Source organism: Pseudomonas kilonensis (assembly GCF_001269885.1).
Classification (GTDB): Bacteria; Pseudomonadota; Gammaproteobacteria; order Pseudomonadales; family Pseudomonadaceae; genus Aquipseudomonas; species Aquipseudomonas kilonensis.
On the sequence record NZ_LHVH01000017.1, the window covers coordinates 136,664 to 153,071 of the forward strand.

Annotated in this window: 13 protein-coding genes; 3 read left to right on the top strand and 10 right to left on the bottom strand. The window is 60.8% G+C overall.

All coding sequences use genetic code 11. The features are described from left to right. Positions 1 to 27: 27 nt before the first annotated feature. Positions 28 to 975 (bottom strand): IS110 family RNA-guided transposase, encoded by a 948-nt coding sequence (locus AD662_RS07190; RefSeq protein WP_053177781.1) that lies wholly within the window; start codon positions 973 to 975, stop codon positions 28 to 30. A gap of 1,468 nt (positions 976 to 2,443) precedes the next feature. Between AD662_RS07190 and AD662_RS07195 the strand changes: the two genes are divergently transcribed. After that, complete coding sequence (locus AD662_RS07195; protein ID WP_053186328.1) at positions 2,444 to 2,788, top strand: DUF6124 family protein; 345 nt, start codon at positions 2,444 to 2,446, stop codon at positions 2,786 to 2,788. An 805-nt stretch (positions 2,789 to 3,593) separates the two neighbouring features. Here AD662_RS07195 and adeC read toward each other — a convergent pair. The 3 genes from adeC to AD662_RS07210 are packed head-to-tail and all read right to left on the bottom strand — an operon-like array spanning position 3,594 to position 9,373. Beyond that, complete coding sequence (adeC, locus tag AD662_RS07200; RefSeq protein ID WP_018607038.1) at positions 3,594 to 5,051, bottom strand: AdeC/AdeK/OprM family multidrug efflux complex outer membrane factor; 1,458 nt, start codon at positions 5,049 to 5,051, stop codon at positions 3,594 to 3,596. After that, entirely contained in the window at positions 5,048 to 8,212 is a 3,165-nt protein-coding gene (gene emhB / locus AD662_RS07205) for an efflux RND transporter permease subunit EmhB (RefSeq protein ID WP_053178383.1), read from the bottom strand. The genes adeC and emhB overlap by 4 nt, the downstream gene beginning before the upstream one ends. A 3-nt stretch (positions 8,213 to 8,215) precedes the next feature. Further along, on the bottom strand, positions 8,216 to 9,373 hold the full coding sequence (locus AD662_RS07210) for an efflux RND transporter periplasmic adaptor subunit (protein WP_018607033.1): 1,158 nt from the start codon (positions 9,371 to 9,373) through the stop codon (positions 8,216 to 8,218). 287 nt (positions 9,374 to 9,660) lie between these two features. Here AD662_RS07210 and AD662_RS07215 point away from each other — a divergent pair, with 287 nt between their 5' ends. Next, the gene (locus AD662_RS07215; RefSeq protein ID WP_018607032.1) at positions 9,661 to 10,293 is read left to right on the top strand and encodes a TetR family transcriptional regulator; all 633 of its coding nucleotides are present in this window, start codon (positions 9,661 to 9,663) and stop codon (positions 10,291 to 10,293) included. Between the two features lie 212 nt (positions 10,294 to 10,505). Here the strand turns inward: AD662_RS07215 and AD662_RS07220 are convergent, their stop codons facing one another. From AD662_RS07220 to AD662_RS07235, 4 genes are all read right to left on the bottom strand, one after another. Then, positions 10,506 to 11,132 carry a hypothetical protein gene (locus tag AD662_RS07220; RefSeq protein WP_018607030.1) on the bottom strand — a complete coding sequence of 209 codons (627 nt, stop codon included), beginning with the start codon at positions 11,130 to 11,132 and terminating at the stop codon, positions 10,506 to 10,508. A 167-nt stretch (positions 11,133 to 11,299) separates the two neighbouring features. Next, positions 11,300 to 12,349, bottom strand: a complete 1,050-nt coding sequence (locus tag AD662_RS07225) for an alkene reductase (protein WP_053178385.1) — start codon at positions 12,347 to 12,349, stop codon at positions 11,300 to 11,302. Positions 12,350 to 12,383: 34 nt separating this feature from the next. Beyond that, positions 12,384 to 13,550 (bottom strand): MFS transporter, encoded by a 1,167-nt coding sequence (locus tag AD662_RS07230; RefSeq protein WP_053178386.1) that lies wholly within the window; start codon positions 13,548 to 13,550, stop codon positions 12,384 to 12,386. A gap of 17 nt (positions 13,551 to 13,567) precedes the next feature. Then, the gene (locus AD662_RS07235) at positions 13,568 to 13,870 is read right to left on the bottom strand and encodes an ArsR/SmtB family transcription factor (RefSeq protein ID WP_014336977.1); all 303 of its coding nucleotides are present in this window, start codon (positions 13,868 to 13,870) and stop codon (positions 13,568 to 13,570) included. Positions 13,871 to 14,028: 158 nt separating this feature from the next. On the opposite strand from AD662_RS07235, the gene AD662_RS07240 reads away from it, so the two are divergent. Then, positions 14,029 to 14,613 (top strand): acyl carrier protein phosphodiesterase, encoded by a 585-nt coding sequence (locus tag AD662_RS07240; protein ID WP_053186332.1) that lies wholly within the window; start codon positions 14,029 to 14,031, stop codon positions 14,611 to 14,613. A gap of 113 nt (positions 14,614 to 14,726) precedes the next feature. Here the strand turns inward: AD662_RS07240 and AD662_RS07245 are convergent, their stop codons facing one another. Together AD662_RS07245 and olsB are read right to left on the bottom strand one after the other, a co-directional pair. Continuing rightward, positions 14,727 to 15,521: a lysophospholipid acyltransferase family protein gene (locus AD662_RS07245; protein ID WP_024618438.1), complete on the bottom strand. Its 795-nt coding sequence runs from the start codon at positions 15,519 to 15,521 to the stop codon at positions 14,727 to 14,729. Next, entirely contained in the window at positions 15,521 to 16,276 is a 756-nt protein-coding gene (gene olsB / locus AD662_RS07250; protein ID WP_003198679.1) for an L-ornithine N(alpha)-acyltransferase, read from the bottom strand. The genes AD662_RS07245 and olsB overlap by 1 nt, the downstream gene beginning before the upstream one ends. Positions 16,277 to 16,408 lie beyond the last annotated feature (132 nt).

Sequence of the window (16,408 nt, forward strand, 5' to 3'; positions counted from 1 at the left end):
GGAGATTCTATGGTACGGGGCTACCCCTTAAATGCCTTTCGGTAAGTATTCGCTCTGGTTCTTCAGCAGGGCGAATACCACTCGGGCAAGCTTGCGGGCCAGTGCCACTAATGCTTCGGTTGTGCTGAGTCCCCGGGCCCTCAGTGCCTCATAAAAACCCTTCCATGCCGCTGTGCGCCTCGCCGACATCGCGGCGTTATGCATCAATCGACGTGCCTCTGGGTCACCTCGCTTAGACAAGCAGCGGCGTCCCTTCTTTTTCCCAGAATCCGATATACGCAGGTCTAGGCCCAGAAAAGCGATGAAGGCATCGGCATTTCTGAAATCTCCACGCTGAAACGACGTGAGCAAACGGGCACCGCTCAATAGGCCAATGCCTTCGACTTTCATGCAACGCTTGAGCTGAGCGCCCAAGCCAGCTGCTTCCAACTGCGTCTGGATTGTTTTCTCGAGCAAGATTTCCAGTCGTTGCATGGCCTTTATCTGGTGCTCAAACGCCGTTTTGAGCAACGGTTCGTTGGACCAACTTTGCTTGAGGCTGACACGCGCCTGGACCAAGGCTGCCCGGCGCCGGAAAAGGCTTATAAGACGGCAATACAGGGGCGAAGGCGGAGTCCACGGGTGCAACTGGTGGCCTTCGTTGTTCAAGTAGCGAGCCAACAACCGAGCATCCAGCGCATCGGTTTTAGCGCGAACTTTCACACCTTTGCGGTAATGGCTGAGCTCGTAGCCGCCGATCATGTAGATCACACAGCCTTGCGCATAAGCCAGGTCGGCGAATTCCTGGTGATAGATATTGGTGGCTTCGATGGCGACATCCACTGGCGCGGGCAGCTCCTTGAGCCACTTCTTGATCGCAGCTTTGGTGTTGGGGATCGCTTCCAGTCGATCTGTTTCTGCGTGATAAATCACTAACTCATCTTTGGCGACATCAACACCCACGATCGGCTTTGCGACAGAAACCGGCATTGCCATTGAAAATCTTCCGGGCTAAGGTTTGAACACTTGAAGGGTTCACCCAGAGGCGCAGGCTTGTTCCTATCGTCGGTCTAGGCCAGATGCATTCTTTATCGGCGCTTGGGTGAAAGGAGGAGGGGTGAAATCTCCCACGGTCTGTACTGCGCGAACAGTCAGAATCGAGCTTTGTCCCTCCTCCTCCCTTCAAGTCCTACCATACAAGCGAGCTTGCTCGCGATGGCGGCCTGTCAGCTGGCTTTGCTCTTGTTGACTGGGTACATATCCGTTTTCGTGGTAACGGCTACTTATGGTTCCGCCCTGACGGCGGCTCACTTTTGAGAAGCGCAAAAGTAAGCAAAACGCTCCTGCCCCACCACTCGGTGCCTCGCTAGTGCTCGGCATGCCCTCACTCCGGCATTGCTCCGTGGGCCCGCCGCGAAGGGCCATCCATGGCCCAGCGCGGCTATCCCGGCATCCATGCCGGGTTACCCACTCCACAATGCCTGCGTTCGGCCATCGTGGTTAACGGGGCGCCGAGATCAACGTCCACCGCGAGGCGGCCTTATAGCCGACCTGGCTCTCCCGGTCGTACACCTGTCAGATCTGTGGGAGCAAAGCTTGCTCGCGAGGCGGCCTAGTAGCCGACCTGGCTCTCTTGGTCGTACACCTGTCAGATCTGTGGGAGCAAAGCTTGCTCGCGATGGCGGCCTAACAGTCGACCGGGTTCTGGCAGCTGTACTTCGACCCAACTGTGGGAGCGAGCCTGCTCGCGAAAGCGGCCTGACAACCGACCTAGCTCTGGCGGCTGTACTTCAATCCAAGTGTGTGCGAGCTTGCTCGCGAAGGCGGTGTCACAGTCGGTGGAGATGTTGAATTTGCCGGCCTCTTCGCGAGCAAGCCCGCTCCCACAGGGAAAACGCGGTCCCACCAAGAACCAGGTCGGCTACTTGGCCGCCTCGTGGTGGACGTTGATCTCGGCGCCCCGTTAACCACGATGGCCGCACGCAGGCATTGCGCAGTGGGCACCTCGGCATGGATGCCGAGGTAGCCGCGCTGGGCCATGGATGGCCCTTCGCGGCGGCCCACGGAGCAATGCCTTCGTTCAGGCATGCCGAGCCTAGGCGAGGCACCGAGTGGTGGGCATGAGCGTTTTGCTTACTTTTGCGCTCTTCAACAGTGAGCCGCCGTCAGGGCGGAACCCTAAGCCGCCGTGACCGCAGCAATGGATATGTACCCAGTCAGCAAGAGCAAGGCCAGCTGTCAGGCCGCCATCGCGGGCAAGCCTTGCTCCCACAGAATTTGTGGCCGGTCTGACAGACGCGGCGACTTTTCCGACGAAGTTTTAAGGTTGCTGCTCGGAAGCGGTATCTCTAGCTTGTTCGGGTCGCTGCCCATTCAGCGATCGGGACTGCAAGCCCGCCGAATTCGTTAGGCGCCAGCGCCCGGACCCAATGTCTCGGGCTCCAATTGATGCAGGAGCGCCGCTATGAAAAAACATCACCCTTCTTCGCCATCAGAGTCTACCTTCCCCTACAACGACCCCGATCCGGAAAAGCTCCAAGAGGCCGCAGATCGAGCACTCGATTACCACCTGGGCACTCACCCCAAACCCAAAACCTCAACTCAAGTTTTCACCGTCATCGATACCCTCGACACCGAGTGCCTGCTAGCAAATCTCAGCGAAACCCTGGCCTCGGCCAGTGCCATGGTCAACGACCTGGCGTTCGATCTGGAAGGCTCGCGGCGGCATGTCGCGCTCGGCGTGGCGCAGATGATTGACTTGAGTGAGTTGTTGGCCAATCGAGCGCTGGATATCGTCGACCCGCGTTAACCAAGTGTGGCGAGGGGATTTAGCGAAGCGTCGCATCGCCCCGCTGGGCTGTGGGAGCAAAGCTTGCTCGCGAGGCGGCCTGACAGCCGACCTAGCTCTCCGGCCGTGCCCTAATCCAACTGTGGGAGCGGGCTTGCTCGCGAAAGCGGCAGCACATTCAGCATTGATGCAAGCAGACCCACCGCTATCGCGAGCAAGCTCGGCTCCCACAGGGATCTGCGGTGGACACTGATCTTATAAACGACCAAAAACCTATGTGGGCGAGCTTGCTCGCGATAGCGGTGGGTCAGTCACATGGATGTTGGGTTTGCCGGCCTCTTCGCGAGCAAGCCCGCTCCCACAGGGGAAACGCGGTCCACATAGAACTAGGTCGGCTACTAGGCCGCCTCGTGGTGGACGTTGATCTCGGGCGCCCCGTTAACCACGATGGCTGAGCGAAGGTATTGCGCAGTGGGCAACCCGGCATGGATGCCGGGTTAGCCGCGCTGGGCCATGGATGGCCCTTCGCGGCGGCCCACGGAGCAGTACCTTCGTTCAGGCATGCCGAGCCTAGGCGAGGCACCAAGTGGTGGGGCAGGAGCGTTTTGCTTACTTTTGCGCTTCTCAAAAGTGAGCCGCCGTCAGGGCGGAACCCTAAGCCGCCGTTACCACGAAAACGGATATGTACCCAGTCAACAAGAGCAAGGCCAGCTGTCAGGCCGCCATCGCGGGCAAGCCTTGCTCCCACATAGGCCAGCGTTAAAGCGCACACAAACAAAAAGCCCACCTTCCGGTGGGCTTCGTGTTTCAACACTCAGGCATCAAATCAGAACAATTTCATCTTCGGCGCTTCTTCTTTCACCGGTTCGTTCTTGCCCGTTTCGGCATTCCAACCACCGCCCAGAGCCTTGTACAAATTGACCTCACTGGTCAGTTGCGCAAGACGGTCAGTGATCAGCGATTGTTGCGCGCTGAATAACTGGCGTTGGGCGTCGAGGAAGGTCAGGTTGCTGTCGACGCCGATGCGGTAGCGACGCTCGGCCAGGCGGTAGTAGTCCTGGTTGGCGGCGACGAAGTCGGTCTGGGCCTGCAACTGTTCGTTGTAGGTCTGACGCGCGGCCAGGCCGTCGGAGACTTCCTGGAACGCCGTCTGAATCGACTTCTCGTACTGCGCGACGTTGATGTCTTTCTGGATCTTGGCGTAGTCCAGGCTCGCGCGCAGGCTACCGGCGTTGAAGATCGGCAGGTTGATTTGCGGCGCGAAGGTCCAGGTGCCCGAACCACCCTTGAACAGGCCGGACAGGTCCGGGCTCAGGGTGCCGGCGTTGGCCGTCAGGCTGATGCTCGGGAAGAACGCGGCCCGTGCGGCGCCGATGTTGGCGTTGGCAGCCAGCAGGTTGCGTTCGGCCTGGAGGATGTCCGGACGACGCTGCAGCAGGTCCGACGGCAGCCCGGCCGGCATTTCGCTGAGCAGGTCATCGCTCAACGGTTGCGAGTTCAGGTTGGCCGGCAGGCCGGTGCCCAGCAGCAGGGTCAGGCTGTTTTCGTCCTGGGCGACCTGGCGGGTGTACCGGGCCAGTTGCACACGGGCGTTTTCCACGGCGGTGCGCGCCTGGCTCAGGTCCAGGGCCGAGGCCACGCCGACTTCGGCGCTGCGCGAGGTCAGCTTGAAGCTTTGCTCGTAGGCCCCGAGGGTTTCCTGGGTCAGCTTGAGCAGTTCCTTGTCGGCTTGCCAGGTCAGGTAGGCATTGGCGACGTTGGCCACCAGGCTGATCTGGGTGCTGCGCCGGGCTTCTTCGGTGGCGAAGTAGCTTTGCAACGCTTGCTCGCTCAGGCTACGAACCCGACCGAACAGGTCCAGTTCATAGGCGCTGATGCCCAAGGTCGCCGAGTAGGAACTGCTGATCGCCGCTTCACCGGTTTGCGAAGCCCGTGCCGGTACCCGCTGGCGGCTGCCGGAGCCGGTGGCCGAGACGGCCGGGAACAGGTCCGCGCGCTGGATGCGGTACTGCGCGGCGTAGGCATCGATGTTCAGCGCCGCGACACGCAGGTCGCGGTTGTTTTCCAGGGCGACCTGGATCAGCTGTTGCAACGCCGGGTCATGGAAAAATTGCTTCCAGCCTTGCTCGGCGGCGGCCTGGCCGGGCGCATTGGCCGCCTCGTAGGCCGGCCCTTGCGGGTATTGCGCCGCGACCGGTGCGTCGGGCCGCTGATAGTCGGGGATCAGCGAGCAACCGCTGAGCACGACGGCGGCGATGGTCAGGGAGAGTAGCGACTTGCTCATTGGCCAGCCTCTTTGGAAGTTTCAGGAGTGTCGTGCTCGTCGGTATTTTTGCGACGGCCTATCGACGACACGGTCACGAAGAACAATGGCACCCAGAAAATCGCCAGGATGGTCGCGGTCAACATACCGCCGATCACACCGGTACCGATGGCGTGCTGGCTGCCTGAACCGGCGCCTGTGGAGATCGCCAGCGGGACCACGCCGAGGACGAACGCCAGGGACGTCATGATGATCGGCCGCAGACGCATCCTACAGGCTTCAACGGCGGCTTCCACCAGGGTTCGGCCCTGTTCGTGGAGTTCCTTGGCGAACTCCACGATCAGAATGGCGTTTTTCGCCGCCAGGCCGATGGTGGTCAGCAAGCCCACCTGGAAGTACACGTCGTTGGACAGGCCGCGCAGGCTGGTCGCCATCAGGGCACCGATGATCCCCAGCGGCACCACGAGCATGACCGCGATCGGAATCGACCAGCTTTCATACAGCGCTGCCAGGCACAGGAACACCATCAGCAGCGACAAGGCGTACAACGCTGGCGCCTGGGAGCCCGATAGACGTTCCTCGTAGGACAGGCCCGTCCAGGAAATACCAACACCGGCCGGCAGCTTCTTGGCGATGGCTTCGACTTCGGCCATGGCTTCACCGGTGGAATAGCCAGGCGCCGGGGTGCCGAGGATTTCCATCGCTTCCACGCCGTTGTAACGAGCCAGTTTCGGCGAGCCGTAGACCCACTCACCCTTGGCGAACGCCGTGAACGGCACCATGGTCCCGGCGCTGTTGCGCACGTACCACTTCTGCAGGTCTTCGGGGCTCATGCGTGCGTTCGGCTGGCCCTGGACGTACACCCGTTTCACCCGACCGCGGTCGATGAAGTCGTTCACATAGCTACTGCCCAAGGCAATCGACAGGGTGTTGTTGATCTCCGTGAGGGTAATGCCCAGGGCACTGGCCTTCTCGTCATCGATTTCCAGCTGGTATTGCGGTTCATCGTTCAGGCCGTTTGGACGCACCTGAGCCAATATCTTGCTCTGGGCCGCCATGCCCAGGAACTGGTTGCGGGCTTCCATCAGCTTGTCGTGACCGATGCCAGCGCGATCCTGCAGGAACACGTCGAAACCGGTGGCGTTACCCAGTTCCATCACCGCTGGCGGGGCGAAGGCGAACACCATCGCGTCGCGGAAGGTGAAGAAGTGTTGCTGGGCGCGGCCGGCGATCTTGAACACGGTGTTATCCGCGTTACGCTCTTCCCACGGTTTGAGCATGATGAACGCCAGGCCGGAGCTCTGGCCACGACCGGCAAAGTTGAAGCCGGTCACGGTGAACACCGAGGCCACGCCATCGCCTTCGCCGCCGTCCTTGCTCGGACGCAGCAGGAACTCACGCATCTTGTCCACCACCACCTGGGTACGCTCGGCGCTGGAACCGGCCGGTGTCTGCACCTGGGCAAACAGTACGCCCTGGTCTTCTTCCGGCAGGAACGCCGTCGGGATGCGGGTGAACAGCCAGACCATGCCAACCACGATGATGATGTAGGCCAGCAGGTACGGGGCCTTGTGCTTGAGCATATTGCCCACGCCGCGTTCGTAGCTCCTGACGCCACGGTCGAAGGTGCGGTTGAACCAACCGAAGAAGCCGCGTTTCGGCGTACCGTGCTCACCCTTGGGGATTGGTTTGAGCATGGTGGCGCACAGGGCCGGGGTGAAAATCAGGGCCACCAGGACCGACAGGGCCATGGCCGAGACGATGGTGATGGAGAACTGCTTGTAGATCACACCGGTGGAGCCGCCGAAGAACGCCATCGGCAGCAATACAGCCGAGAGCACCAGGGCGATACCCACCAGGGCGCCCTGTATCTGGCCCATGGATTTCTTGGTGGCTTCCTTGGGCGACAGGCCTTCTTCGCTCATCACCCGTTCGACGTTTTCCACCACGACGATGGCATCGTCCACCAGCAAGCCGATGGCCAGCACCATGCCGAACATGGTCAGGGTGTTGATGCTGAAGCCGAACGCCGCGAGGATGCCGAAGGTGCCGAGCAGTACCACGGGTACGGTCATCGTGGTGATGATGGTGGCGCGGAAGTTCTGCAAGAACAGGAACATCACCAGGAACACCAGTACAACCGCCTCGACCAGGGTTTCAACCACACCCTTGATCGATTCGCTCACCACCGGGGTGGTGTCGTAGGGGAACACCACTTCCAGGCCTTGCGGGAAGAACGGCTTGAGATTTTCCACGGTCTGGCGCAGGGCCTTGGCCGTGTCGAGGGCATTGGCGCCAGTCGCCAGTCGCACCGCCAGGCCAGAAGCCGGGGCACCGTTGAACTGAGCGTTGATGCTGTAGTTCTCACCACCCAGGGCCACATCGGCCACGTCGCCGACACGCACTTGCGAGCCGTCCGGGTTGACCTTGAGCAGGATTGCCTTGAACTGCTCGGCGGTCTGCAAGCGGGTCTTGCCGATAATAGTGGCGTTCAGTTGCTGGCCGGGCATGGCCGGCAGGCCGCCGAGCTGGCCGGAAGCGATCTGGACGTTCTGCGCGGTAATCGCCGTGCTCACATCCACCGGGGTCAGGTTGAAATTGTTCAGCTTGGCCGGGTCGAGCCAGATCCGCATCGCGTATTGGGCGCCGAAGACCTGGAAGTCACCAACACCCGCGGTGCGCGAGATCGGGTCCTGCATGTTGGACACGATGTAGTTGGACAGGTCTTCCCGGGTCATGCTGCCGTCGCGCGACACCACGCCGATCACCATCAGGAAGTTTCTCACTGACTTGGTCACGCGGATGCCCTGTTGCTGCACTTCTTGCGGCAGCAGCGGGGTGGCCAGGTTCAGCTTGTTCTGGACCTGGACCTGCGCGGTATCGGAGTTGGTGCCTTGCTCGAAGGTGGCCGTGATGGTCATGCTGCCGTCGGAGTTACTTTCCGACGATACATAACGCAGGTTGTCGATGCCGTTGAGCTGCTGCTCGATCACCTGCACCACGGTGTCCTGCACGGTTTGCGCGGATGCGCCCGGGTAGGTCACCTGGATCGCAATGGCCGGCGGTGCAATGCTCGGGTACTGGTTGATCGGCAACTTGAGGATCGATAGAGCCCCGACCAGCATGATCACCAGGGCGATCACCCAGGCGAAAATCGGACGGTCGATAAAAAATTTCGACATGGTTTACTCCCCTTTGCCGCCGGCGGCTTTATCAGCTGTCTGTGCGGGGGCCGGGTTCTTGGTATCGACGTTAGTGGCTTCGGTGGCTTTGACTTCCACGCCAGGGCGTACGAACTGCAACCCTTCGGTGATCACGCGATCGCCGGCCTTGAGCCCGTCTTCGATCAGCCATTGGCTGCCAACGGTGCGGCTGGCCTTGAGCTGACGCAGTTCGACCTTGTTGTCGGGGCCAACGACCAGGGCGGTCGGCGCACCCTTGAGGTCGCGGGTCACGCCTTGCTGCGGTGCCAGGATCGCCGCGCTGTTCACACCGGCCTGCAATTGTGCGTGGACGAACATGCCCGGCAGCAGGGTGTGGTCAGGGTTGGGGAACACGGCGCGCAAGGTCACCGAACCGGTGGTCTGGTCGACCGACACTTCGGAGAACTCCAACTTGCCTTCGTGTGGGTATTGGCTGCCGTCTTCCAGGGTCAGCTTGACCATGGCGGCGTTATCACCAGCCTTTTGCAGGCGGCCGCTTTCCAGCTCACGGCGCAGTTGCAGCAGCTCGACCGAGCTCTGCGTCACGTCGACATAGATCGGGTCCAGTTGCTGGATGGTCGCCAGGGCGTCGGTCTGGCCGTTGCTCACCAGCGCACCTTCGGTGACCGAGGAGCGACCGATGCGACCGGAAATCGGCGCGTAGACCTTGGTGTAGCGCACGTTGATCTGGGCGGTCTGCAGGTTGGCTTCCGACTCCAGGCGATTGGCCACGGCGGTGTCGTATTCCTGACGGCTCACCGCCTGTTCATCCACCAGTTGCTTGTAGCGGTCGGCAATCGACTTGGTGGAACGCAGGTTGGCCTCGGCGCTCTTGAGGGTCGCTTCATAGACGGCCGGGTCGATCTGGTACAGCTGCTGGCCGGCCTTGACGTCGGCGCCTTCCTTGAACAGGCGCTTGAGAATGATGCCGTTGACCTGCGGACGTACTTCGGCGACGCGGAACGCGCTGGTGCGCCCCGGAAGCTCCGACGTCAGGGTGAAAGGCTGGGTCTTGAGGGTTACGACGCCGACCTGAGGAGGCGGAGGAGCAGGTGCAGCCTCTTCCTTTTTGCATCCGCTGAGCAGCGATGCCAGGGCGATGGCAGTAACCAGGGCAGTAACAGCTGGCTTGAATTGCATGGAAATCCTCGGGTCCAGGCGCGCAACGGGCGCACTCGAAAGGTGGAAAGGTAAAAAGGCGCATTAATTCAATTAGTAGGATGCTAAGAAATATACTTACGTACATGGTTGTTTGTAAACAGCCAAATTGCGTAATATCCGGCTTTACACAAGCCTGACAAAGGCGAGCGTAGATCGGGGACGCGTTCCAAGAGACGTCGCCTCATATTTTGTTCCGTTGATTCTTACGCATTGCTGACGCGTTGCTGTCGCGTTGCTGACGCATCCTGATTGAGGTGTTTACTGCCATGGTCCGTCGTACCAAAGAGGAAGCCCAGGAGACTCGCAGCCAGATACTCGAAGCCGCCGAAAAGGCGTTTTTCGAGCGAGGCGTGGCGCGTACGACCCTGGCCGACATCGCGACACTGGCCGGAGTGACGCGCGGCGCCATCTATTGGCATTTCAGCAACAAGGCGGACCTGCTCCAGGCCATGCTCGATACCCTCCACGAGCCGCTCGATGAGTTGGCCCGTGCCAGTGAAAATGAGGAGGAGCTTGACCCGCTGGGCTGTATTCGCAAACTGTTGGTCCGGTTGTTCCAGCAAGTGGCCCTGGACCCGAAAACCCGGCGCATTAATGAGATTCTGTTCCATAAGTGTGAATTCACCGATGAAATGTGCGATTTGCGCCAGCAGCGACGCGAGGTCAGCCTCGACTGCAATGTGCGCATCGCCCTGTCGTTGCGCAATGCGATGAAACGCGGCCAGTTGCCGGATGATCTGGACCCCGAAAGGGCGGCAGTTGCCATTCATGCCTACATCGACGGCATCTTGTACCAATGGCTACTGGCCCCCGACAGCTTCGCCCTGGCGGGTGAGGCCGAGCGCTGGGTGGAGATCGGGCTGGACATGCTGCACTTGAGCCCCAGCCTGCGCAAATGAAACAAAATGCGTAATTGCGTCGGTTTGTGTCGATACATCCGCGTAAGGGTGCTTTTATAAACCGACACTGGCGCGGTTGATAGGCAATAGGCGGCGAATTTTGTAGGAAATTTGTTTCGCGCGGGTGAATGTGCAGGAAGAATCCGCTCGGCAGGTTCATCCGACCGGATCGGCCGATGCCCCGCCAGACTGCCCTGGCGAGGCCGAATGGTTTAGCTCAGCGTGAGTTCCACAGTAAAACCATAGGGCTCTTCACTTGCTGTGCGGGTGATTCGAGTCGTGCATTGGATCGGGCTTGTTCCAATAGAAGTCAGTATGTGGGTCCGGACGGGTGTCAGCGTCGGTGAAATAACACCGAAGGATGTATTGACGCGCAAACCGAAGTCAAAGCGAAAGCCAAACGCTTTATCGCCGAACACAATGCAGTGTTTGAATATCTCCCTACTGGGACTGCCCAGGCGTCGGGTATAAGCGAGGTCGAACTTCCAGGTTTGGATATCCCAGGGAAGAATCAGTGTGGGGTGTTGCTCGTCCGCATTCAACGGCAAGTTGTGTTCACCGACTTCAAAATCCAAATCGGTATGATTGATTAACTTTACGATGAGACGGGTGCGGTTTGGGTTGATGCGCTCCTGTTCCCAGGCTTGAACCTGCTCGTTGACCTTGTCGTTCAGGTTCGCTTTCTCTAGCAGTGCCGTGAGCATCGGCATGTATTCTTGCGTATCGAGTGACTTGAGGTATTGGTACAACACGGCCAACGGTGCCCAACTGAATTGAGAGGCGATGAGTTCATAAATTCCATTGTTGGTCTGTTGACTGTTTTCAGGGGAGGCGTTCATTTGAAATCCTTTTCAAAGAGAGTGACTGCAAGCAAGACGTGTTGTCTTGTTGCTGGCGATAATAGGAAGGGTTGAACGGCTTTTAGAAGTTTGGATGTTTGACTGGATATTTAGCGCACATAAAAAAGCCCTGACTCTTTCGAGGCAGGGCTTTTGTTTTTTACGACTTAGAGTACGGGGTAATCGATATAGCCCACCGGACCCTTGCCATAGAAGGTCTCCGGATGCGCTTCGTTCAACGGTGCATCGGCTTGCAAGCGTGCCGGCAGGTCCGGGTTGGCAATGAACGGCACTCCGAAGGCCACGGCATCGGCCTTGCCCTCGGCCAGCCAGGCATTGGCGCTGTCCTTGGTGAAGCGTTCATTGGCGATGTACGGGCCGCCGAAAGCCTGCTTGAGTTGCGGGCCGATGCTGTCGTCGCCGTCCTTCTCACGGGAGCAGATGAAGGCGATGCCACGTTTGCCCAGCTCGCGAGCCACGTAGCTGAAGGTTTCCAGGCGGTTCTCGTCACCCATGTCGTGGGAGTCGGCGCGTGGCGCCAGGTGCACGCCAACCCGGCCGGCGCCCCAGACTTCGATGGCTGCGTCGGTCACTTCCAGCAGCAGGCGGGCACGGTTTTCCAGGGAACCGCCGTAGCTGTCGGTACGCTGGTTGGTGCTGCTTTGCAGGAACTGGTCGAGCAGGTAGCCGTTGGCGCCGTGGATTTCCACGCCGTCGAAACCGGCGGCCTTGGCATTCTCGGCACCGACGCGGTAGGCGTCGACGATGTCGGCGATTTCAGCGGTTTCCAGTGCGCGTGGGGTCGGGTAGTCGGCCAGCGGACGCACCAGGCTCACGTGGCCTTTGGGTTGGATCGCGCTGGGTGCCACCGGCGTTTCGCCGTTCAGGTACGACGGGTGGGAGATCCGGCCCACGTGCCACAGTTGCAGGAAGATCTTGCCGCCAGCGCCGTGGATCGCCTTGGTGACGTTGGACCAGCCGCGCACCTGATCGTTGGACCAGATGCCCGGGGTGTCTGGATAGCCCACACCCATCGGTGTGACCGAGGTTGCTTCGCTGAGGATCAGGCCGGCGGAGGCGCGTTGCACGTAGTACTCGGCCATCAGCGCGTTGGGCACGCGACCTGCGTCGGCGCGGCAGCGGGTGAGCGGGGCCATGATGATGCGGTTCTTCAACTCGATGTCGCCGAGTTTGATGGGGTCGAAAATAGTCGCCATGAAATACAAACCTCGAAAGTGGAAGGGTTAAAAGTCAGTGAGTTGCCGGCGCCAGGTCGGCATTGCCGCCCTGACGGAAAGTGATGAGGGTGACCAGCAGCGCCAGCACGGCCAGTGCGCCGGCGGCCAGGGGCACGGAGGTCAGGCCCAGGCCATGGTCGATGACACTGCCGCCGACCCAGGCGCCCAGGGCGTTGCCGATGTTGAAGGCGCCGATATTCAGGGTGGAGACCAGGTTGGGCGCGTCTTTGCCGAAGGTCACCACGTTGACTTGCAGGGCCGGCACGGCGGCGAAGCAGGCGGTGGCCCAGAGGAACAGGGTGATTTCGCTGGGGATCAGCGCCACGCTGGTCCAGCTCAGTACGGTGGACACCACGGCCATGGTGAGGAAGACGCCCATCAGTGTGTTCGCCAGGCTCTTGTCCGCCAGCTTGCCGCCGATGATGTTGCCCAGGGTCAGGCCCAGGCCGATCAGCACCAGGGTCCAGGTCACGCCACGGGGCGACACGCCGGTCACTTCACCCAACAGCGGGGCGACGTAGGTGAACAGGGTGAACACCGAGGCGGAGAACAGCGCGGTCATGCTCAGGGACAGCCACAGGCCAGCACCCTTGAGCGCCACCAGCTCCGAACGCATGTCGAGTTTTTCTTCATCGCGCTTGGCCGGCAGGAAGCGAATCAGCCCGATCAGCGCAATTACGCCAATGACAGTCACGGCCCAGAAGGTCGACCGCCAGCCGGCTTCCTGGCCCAGTGCGGTGCCCAGCGGTACGCCGAGCACGTTGGCCAGGGTCAGGCCGGTGAACATCAGGGCCACGGCCGAAGCGCGCTTGTTGGGCGCCACCAGACCGGCGGCCACCACCGAACCGATACCGAAGAACGCGCCGTGGCACAGGGCTGTGACGACCCGGGCAAACATCAGCACGTTGTAGTCGCTGGCAATGGCGCAGAGCAGGTTGCCGACGATGAAAATCCCCATCAACGCCACCAGGGCGGCCTTGCGCGGCAGCCGGGCGGTGGCCAGGGCCATGAACGGCGCACCGATGGCCACGCCCAGGGCGTAGCCGGTCACCAGCCAGCCGGCGCCAGGAATCGACACGCCCAGGTCGACTGCCACTTCGGGCAACAGGCCCATGATGACGAACTCGGTGGTGCCGATGGCGAAGGCGCTCAGGGCCAGGATCAGGAGTGAGAGGGGCATGATGGATCCTTGTCAGGTCAGAGCTCTTGGCTCATTTGCTTGAGGAACTGCTGGATCACGTCCTCGTTGCGTTTGAAGAAGTGCCATTGACCGACCTTCTGGCTGGTGATCAGCCCCGCCCGTTGCAACACCGCCAAATGCGCAGACACCGTGGATTGCGACAGGCCGCAACGCTGGTCGATCTGCCCGGCGCAAATGCCGAACTCGTGGTTGTGCAACTGTTCGGGGAACTGGACCTTGGGGTCTTTGAGCCAGTTGAGGATGTCTCGCCGTACGGGGTGCGCCAGGGCTTTTATTATTTCGTCGAGGTCGAGGGTCATGGGTGGCAAGCTCGGGGGTGAGTAAAACGCTATATCGCGATGAGGCGAACCTTAAATCGTTACTTCGCGATATACCAATATGGATTTGATCTGAATGCCGCATAAATCGCTATATCGGGTTATAACGATATTGGCCTTGGGGTGCTAAGCTGCGGGCCATGAATTATCTCGCGCACCTGCACCTCGGCGGCCCCGGCCGGGAACAACTACTCGGCAGCCTCTACGGCGACTTCGTCAAGGGACCGCTGCAAGGGCTCTACGACCCACGGATCGAAGCGGCGATTGCCCTGCATCGGCGCATTGACATGTACACCGACCGTCATCCCCTGGTGGACATCGCCCTGTCGCGCTTTTCCACGGTGCGACGGCGCTATGCCGGAATCGTGCTCGACGTGTTTTTCGACCACTGCCTGGCCCGGGACTGGACGTTGTACGGCGAAGGGCCGCTGCTGGATTTCACCTCTCGGGTTTATCAGGTGCTCAGCACCGAGCCGCAGCTACCGGGACGCCTGGCGCACATCGCACCGCATATGGCGGCGGATGACTGGCTGGGGTCTTATCAGGAGTTCGAGGTGCTGGGGCAGGTGCTGCGCGGCATTTCCCGCCGGCTGTCCCGGCCTGAGGAACTGGCCGGGGCGATGCCGGAGTTGATCAGGCTCTATGAGCCGTTGAGCGAAGATTTTCGGTTGTTCTACCCACAGCTGCAGGATTTTGCTCAAAACCAAGTCACGCCGCAGGACTAATTGTGGGAGCGAGCTTGCTCGCGATAGCGGTGTATCAGCCAGCGCATCTGCTGAATGTTAAGTCGCTATCGCGAGCAAGCTCGCTCCCACAAGGGATCTCCGCTGGGATCGGATCAGGCTGCAATCGCCGCAGGCCGCACCGGCGCTTGCTGTTTCTCTGGAATCGTCCCGAACAACGCCTTGTGCACCGCCTGCTGCGCCTGGAAGGCCAGGGCCGCACGTTCCTGGCCGTGGCAGGCAATCGGTTCCAGCAGATGGATGTGCACCTCACCCCGATCATTGGCGAACAAGCGCATCAGGTGCGAGAGCAAATCATCATCGCCAATGAACGGTGCCAGCGAATCCGGTTCACCGTTGCGCAAGTAACGGATCGCCACTGGCTGCAACGCGACATCGGCGTCGATGGCCGCTGACAGCAGGCGACCGTGGAAGGTGCGCAAGGTCTGGCCATCGGTGGTGGTCCCTTCGGGGAACATCAACAGCGAGTGGGCCTGTTCCAGATGGCGGCTCATCTGCTTGCGGATCAATTGGCTGTCACCCGAACCGCGCCGGATAAACAGGCTGCCGGCCTTGGCTGCCAGCCAGCCGGCGACCGGCCAGGTGCGCACTTCGGCCTTGGACAGGAACGACAGCGGCGTGAGCATGCCCAGCAACGGGATGTCGGTCCAGGACACATGGTTGCTGACCCACAGCATCGGCCGTTGCGGCAGTTGACCGTGGACGGTGACGGAAAAGGGCAGGGCATGGCTCAGCCGTGCCATGAAGAACCGCGACCAGCGCTGGCGGCGGACCATCGAGTTGGCGATCCCCAGGCGTTCGAACAGACCGAAGACGCTGGCCATGCTCAGGCCCAGTGTCACCACCAGCAACACTCGCGCGATACGCGCGTACACCCGCAACCGACTCATTACACCGCTGCCTTGAAGTGGCGGGCGTAGCGCGGGCAGAGCTCGTCGCGCTTGAGCAGGATGAACACGTCGGCCACTTGGAAATCCTCGTCCCAGCACGGCTCGCCGCAAATCTTCGCGCCCAGGCGCATATAGGCCTTGAGCAGCGGTGGCATCTCGGCGATGACGTTGGACGGCACGTCCAGGGTCGGCAAGGGTTTTTTCGGCACGGCTTGCAGGTGTTCGGTGCACAGGTAGCGTTCGCGCAGGCGCTGCATGATCGCCTGGGCCTGGATACCACCGTCCTGCATCGGAATGCTCGCGCAGCCCATCAGGTAGCTGTAGCCACCTTCGTTCAGGACTTCGGCCAGTTCGCCCCAGAGCACCGCGATGGTGCCGCCGTTGCGGTAGGCCGGGTCGACGCAGGTACGGCCGATTTCCAGGATCGGGCCCTTGAGATGGACCAGGCCGTGGAGGCTGAATTCTTCTTCGCTGTAGAACCGGCCCAGGCTGCTGGCGGCCTGGTGATCGAGCAGGCGAGTGGTCGCCACGAGGCGGCCGGTGTTCAGGTCGCGTACGCCGATGTGGGCGCAGTGAACATCATAGTCATCCATGTCCAGACCCATTTCCGCGCCCTTGAGCTTGGCGTTGAATTCGCCGCTGAAGACGTTGAAACGCAGGGCCTGTGCTTCTTGCAAGGCTTGGGCGCCAATCAGGCGTTCGGCTTGCAGGCGGCGTTCATTGCCGGTGTCGCTGATGCGGGCGATCTGGGTCATAGCGAATCTCCGTGCGGGCTGTTCAGTTGCAGCCTGTCGACTTTCTTTATGCAGCCATGTTGTGCAAAGTCAGGCTATGTAGCCCCGGTGTCATCGCCATGAAGCTTTGGTGATGCTTATGTGACAGCCCTC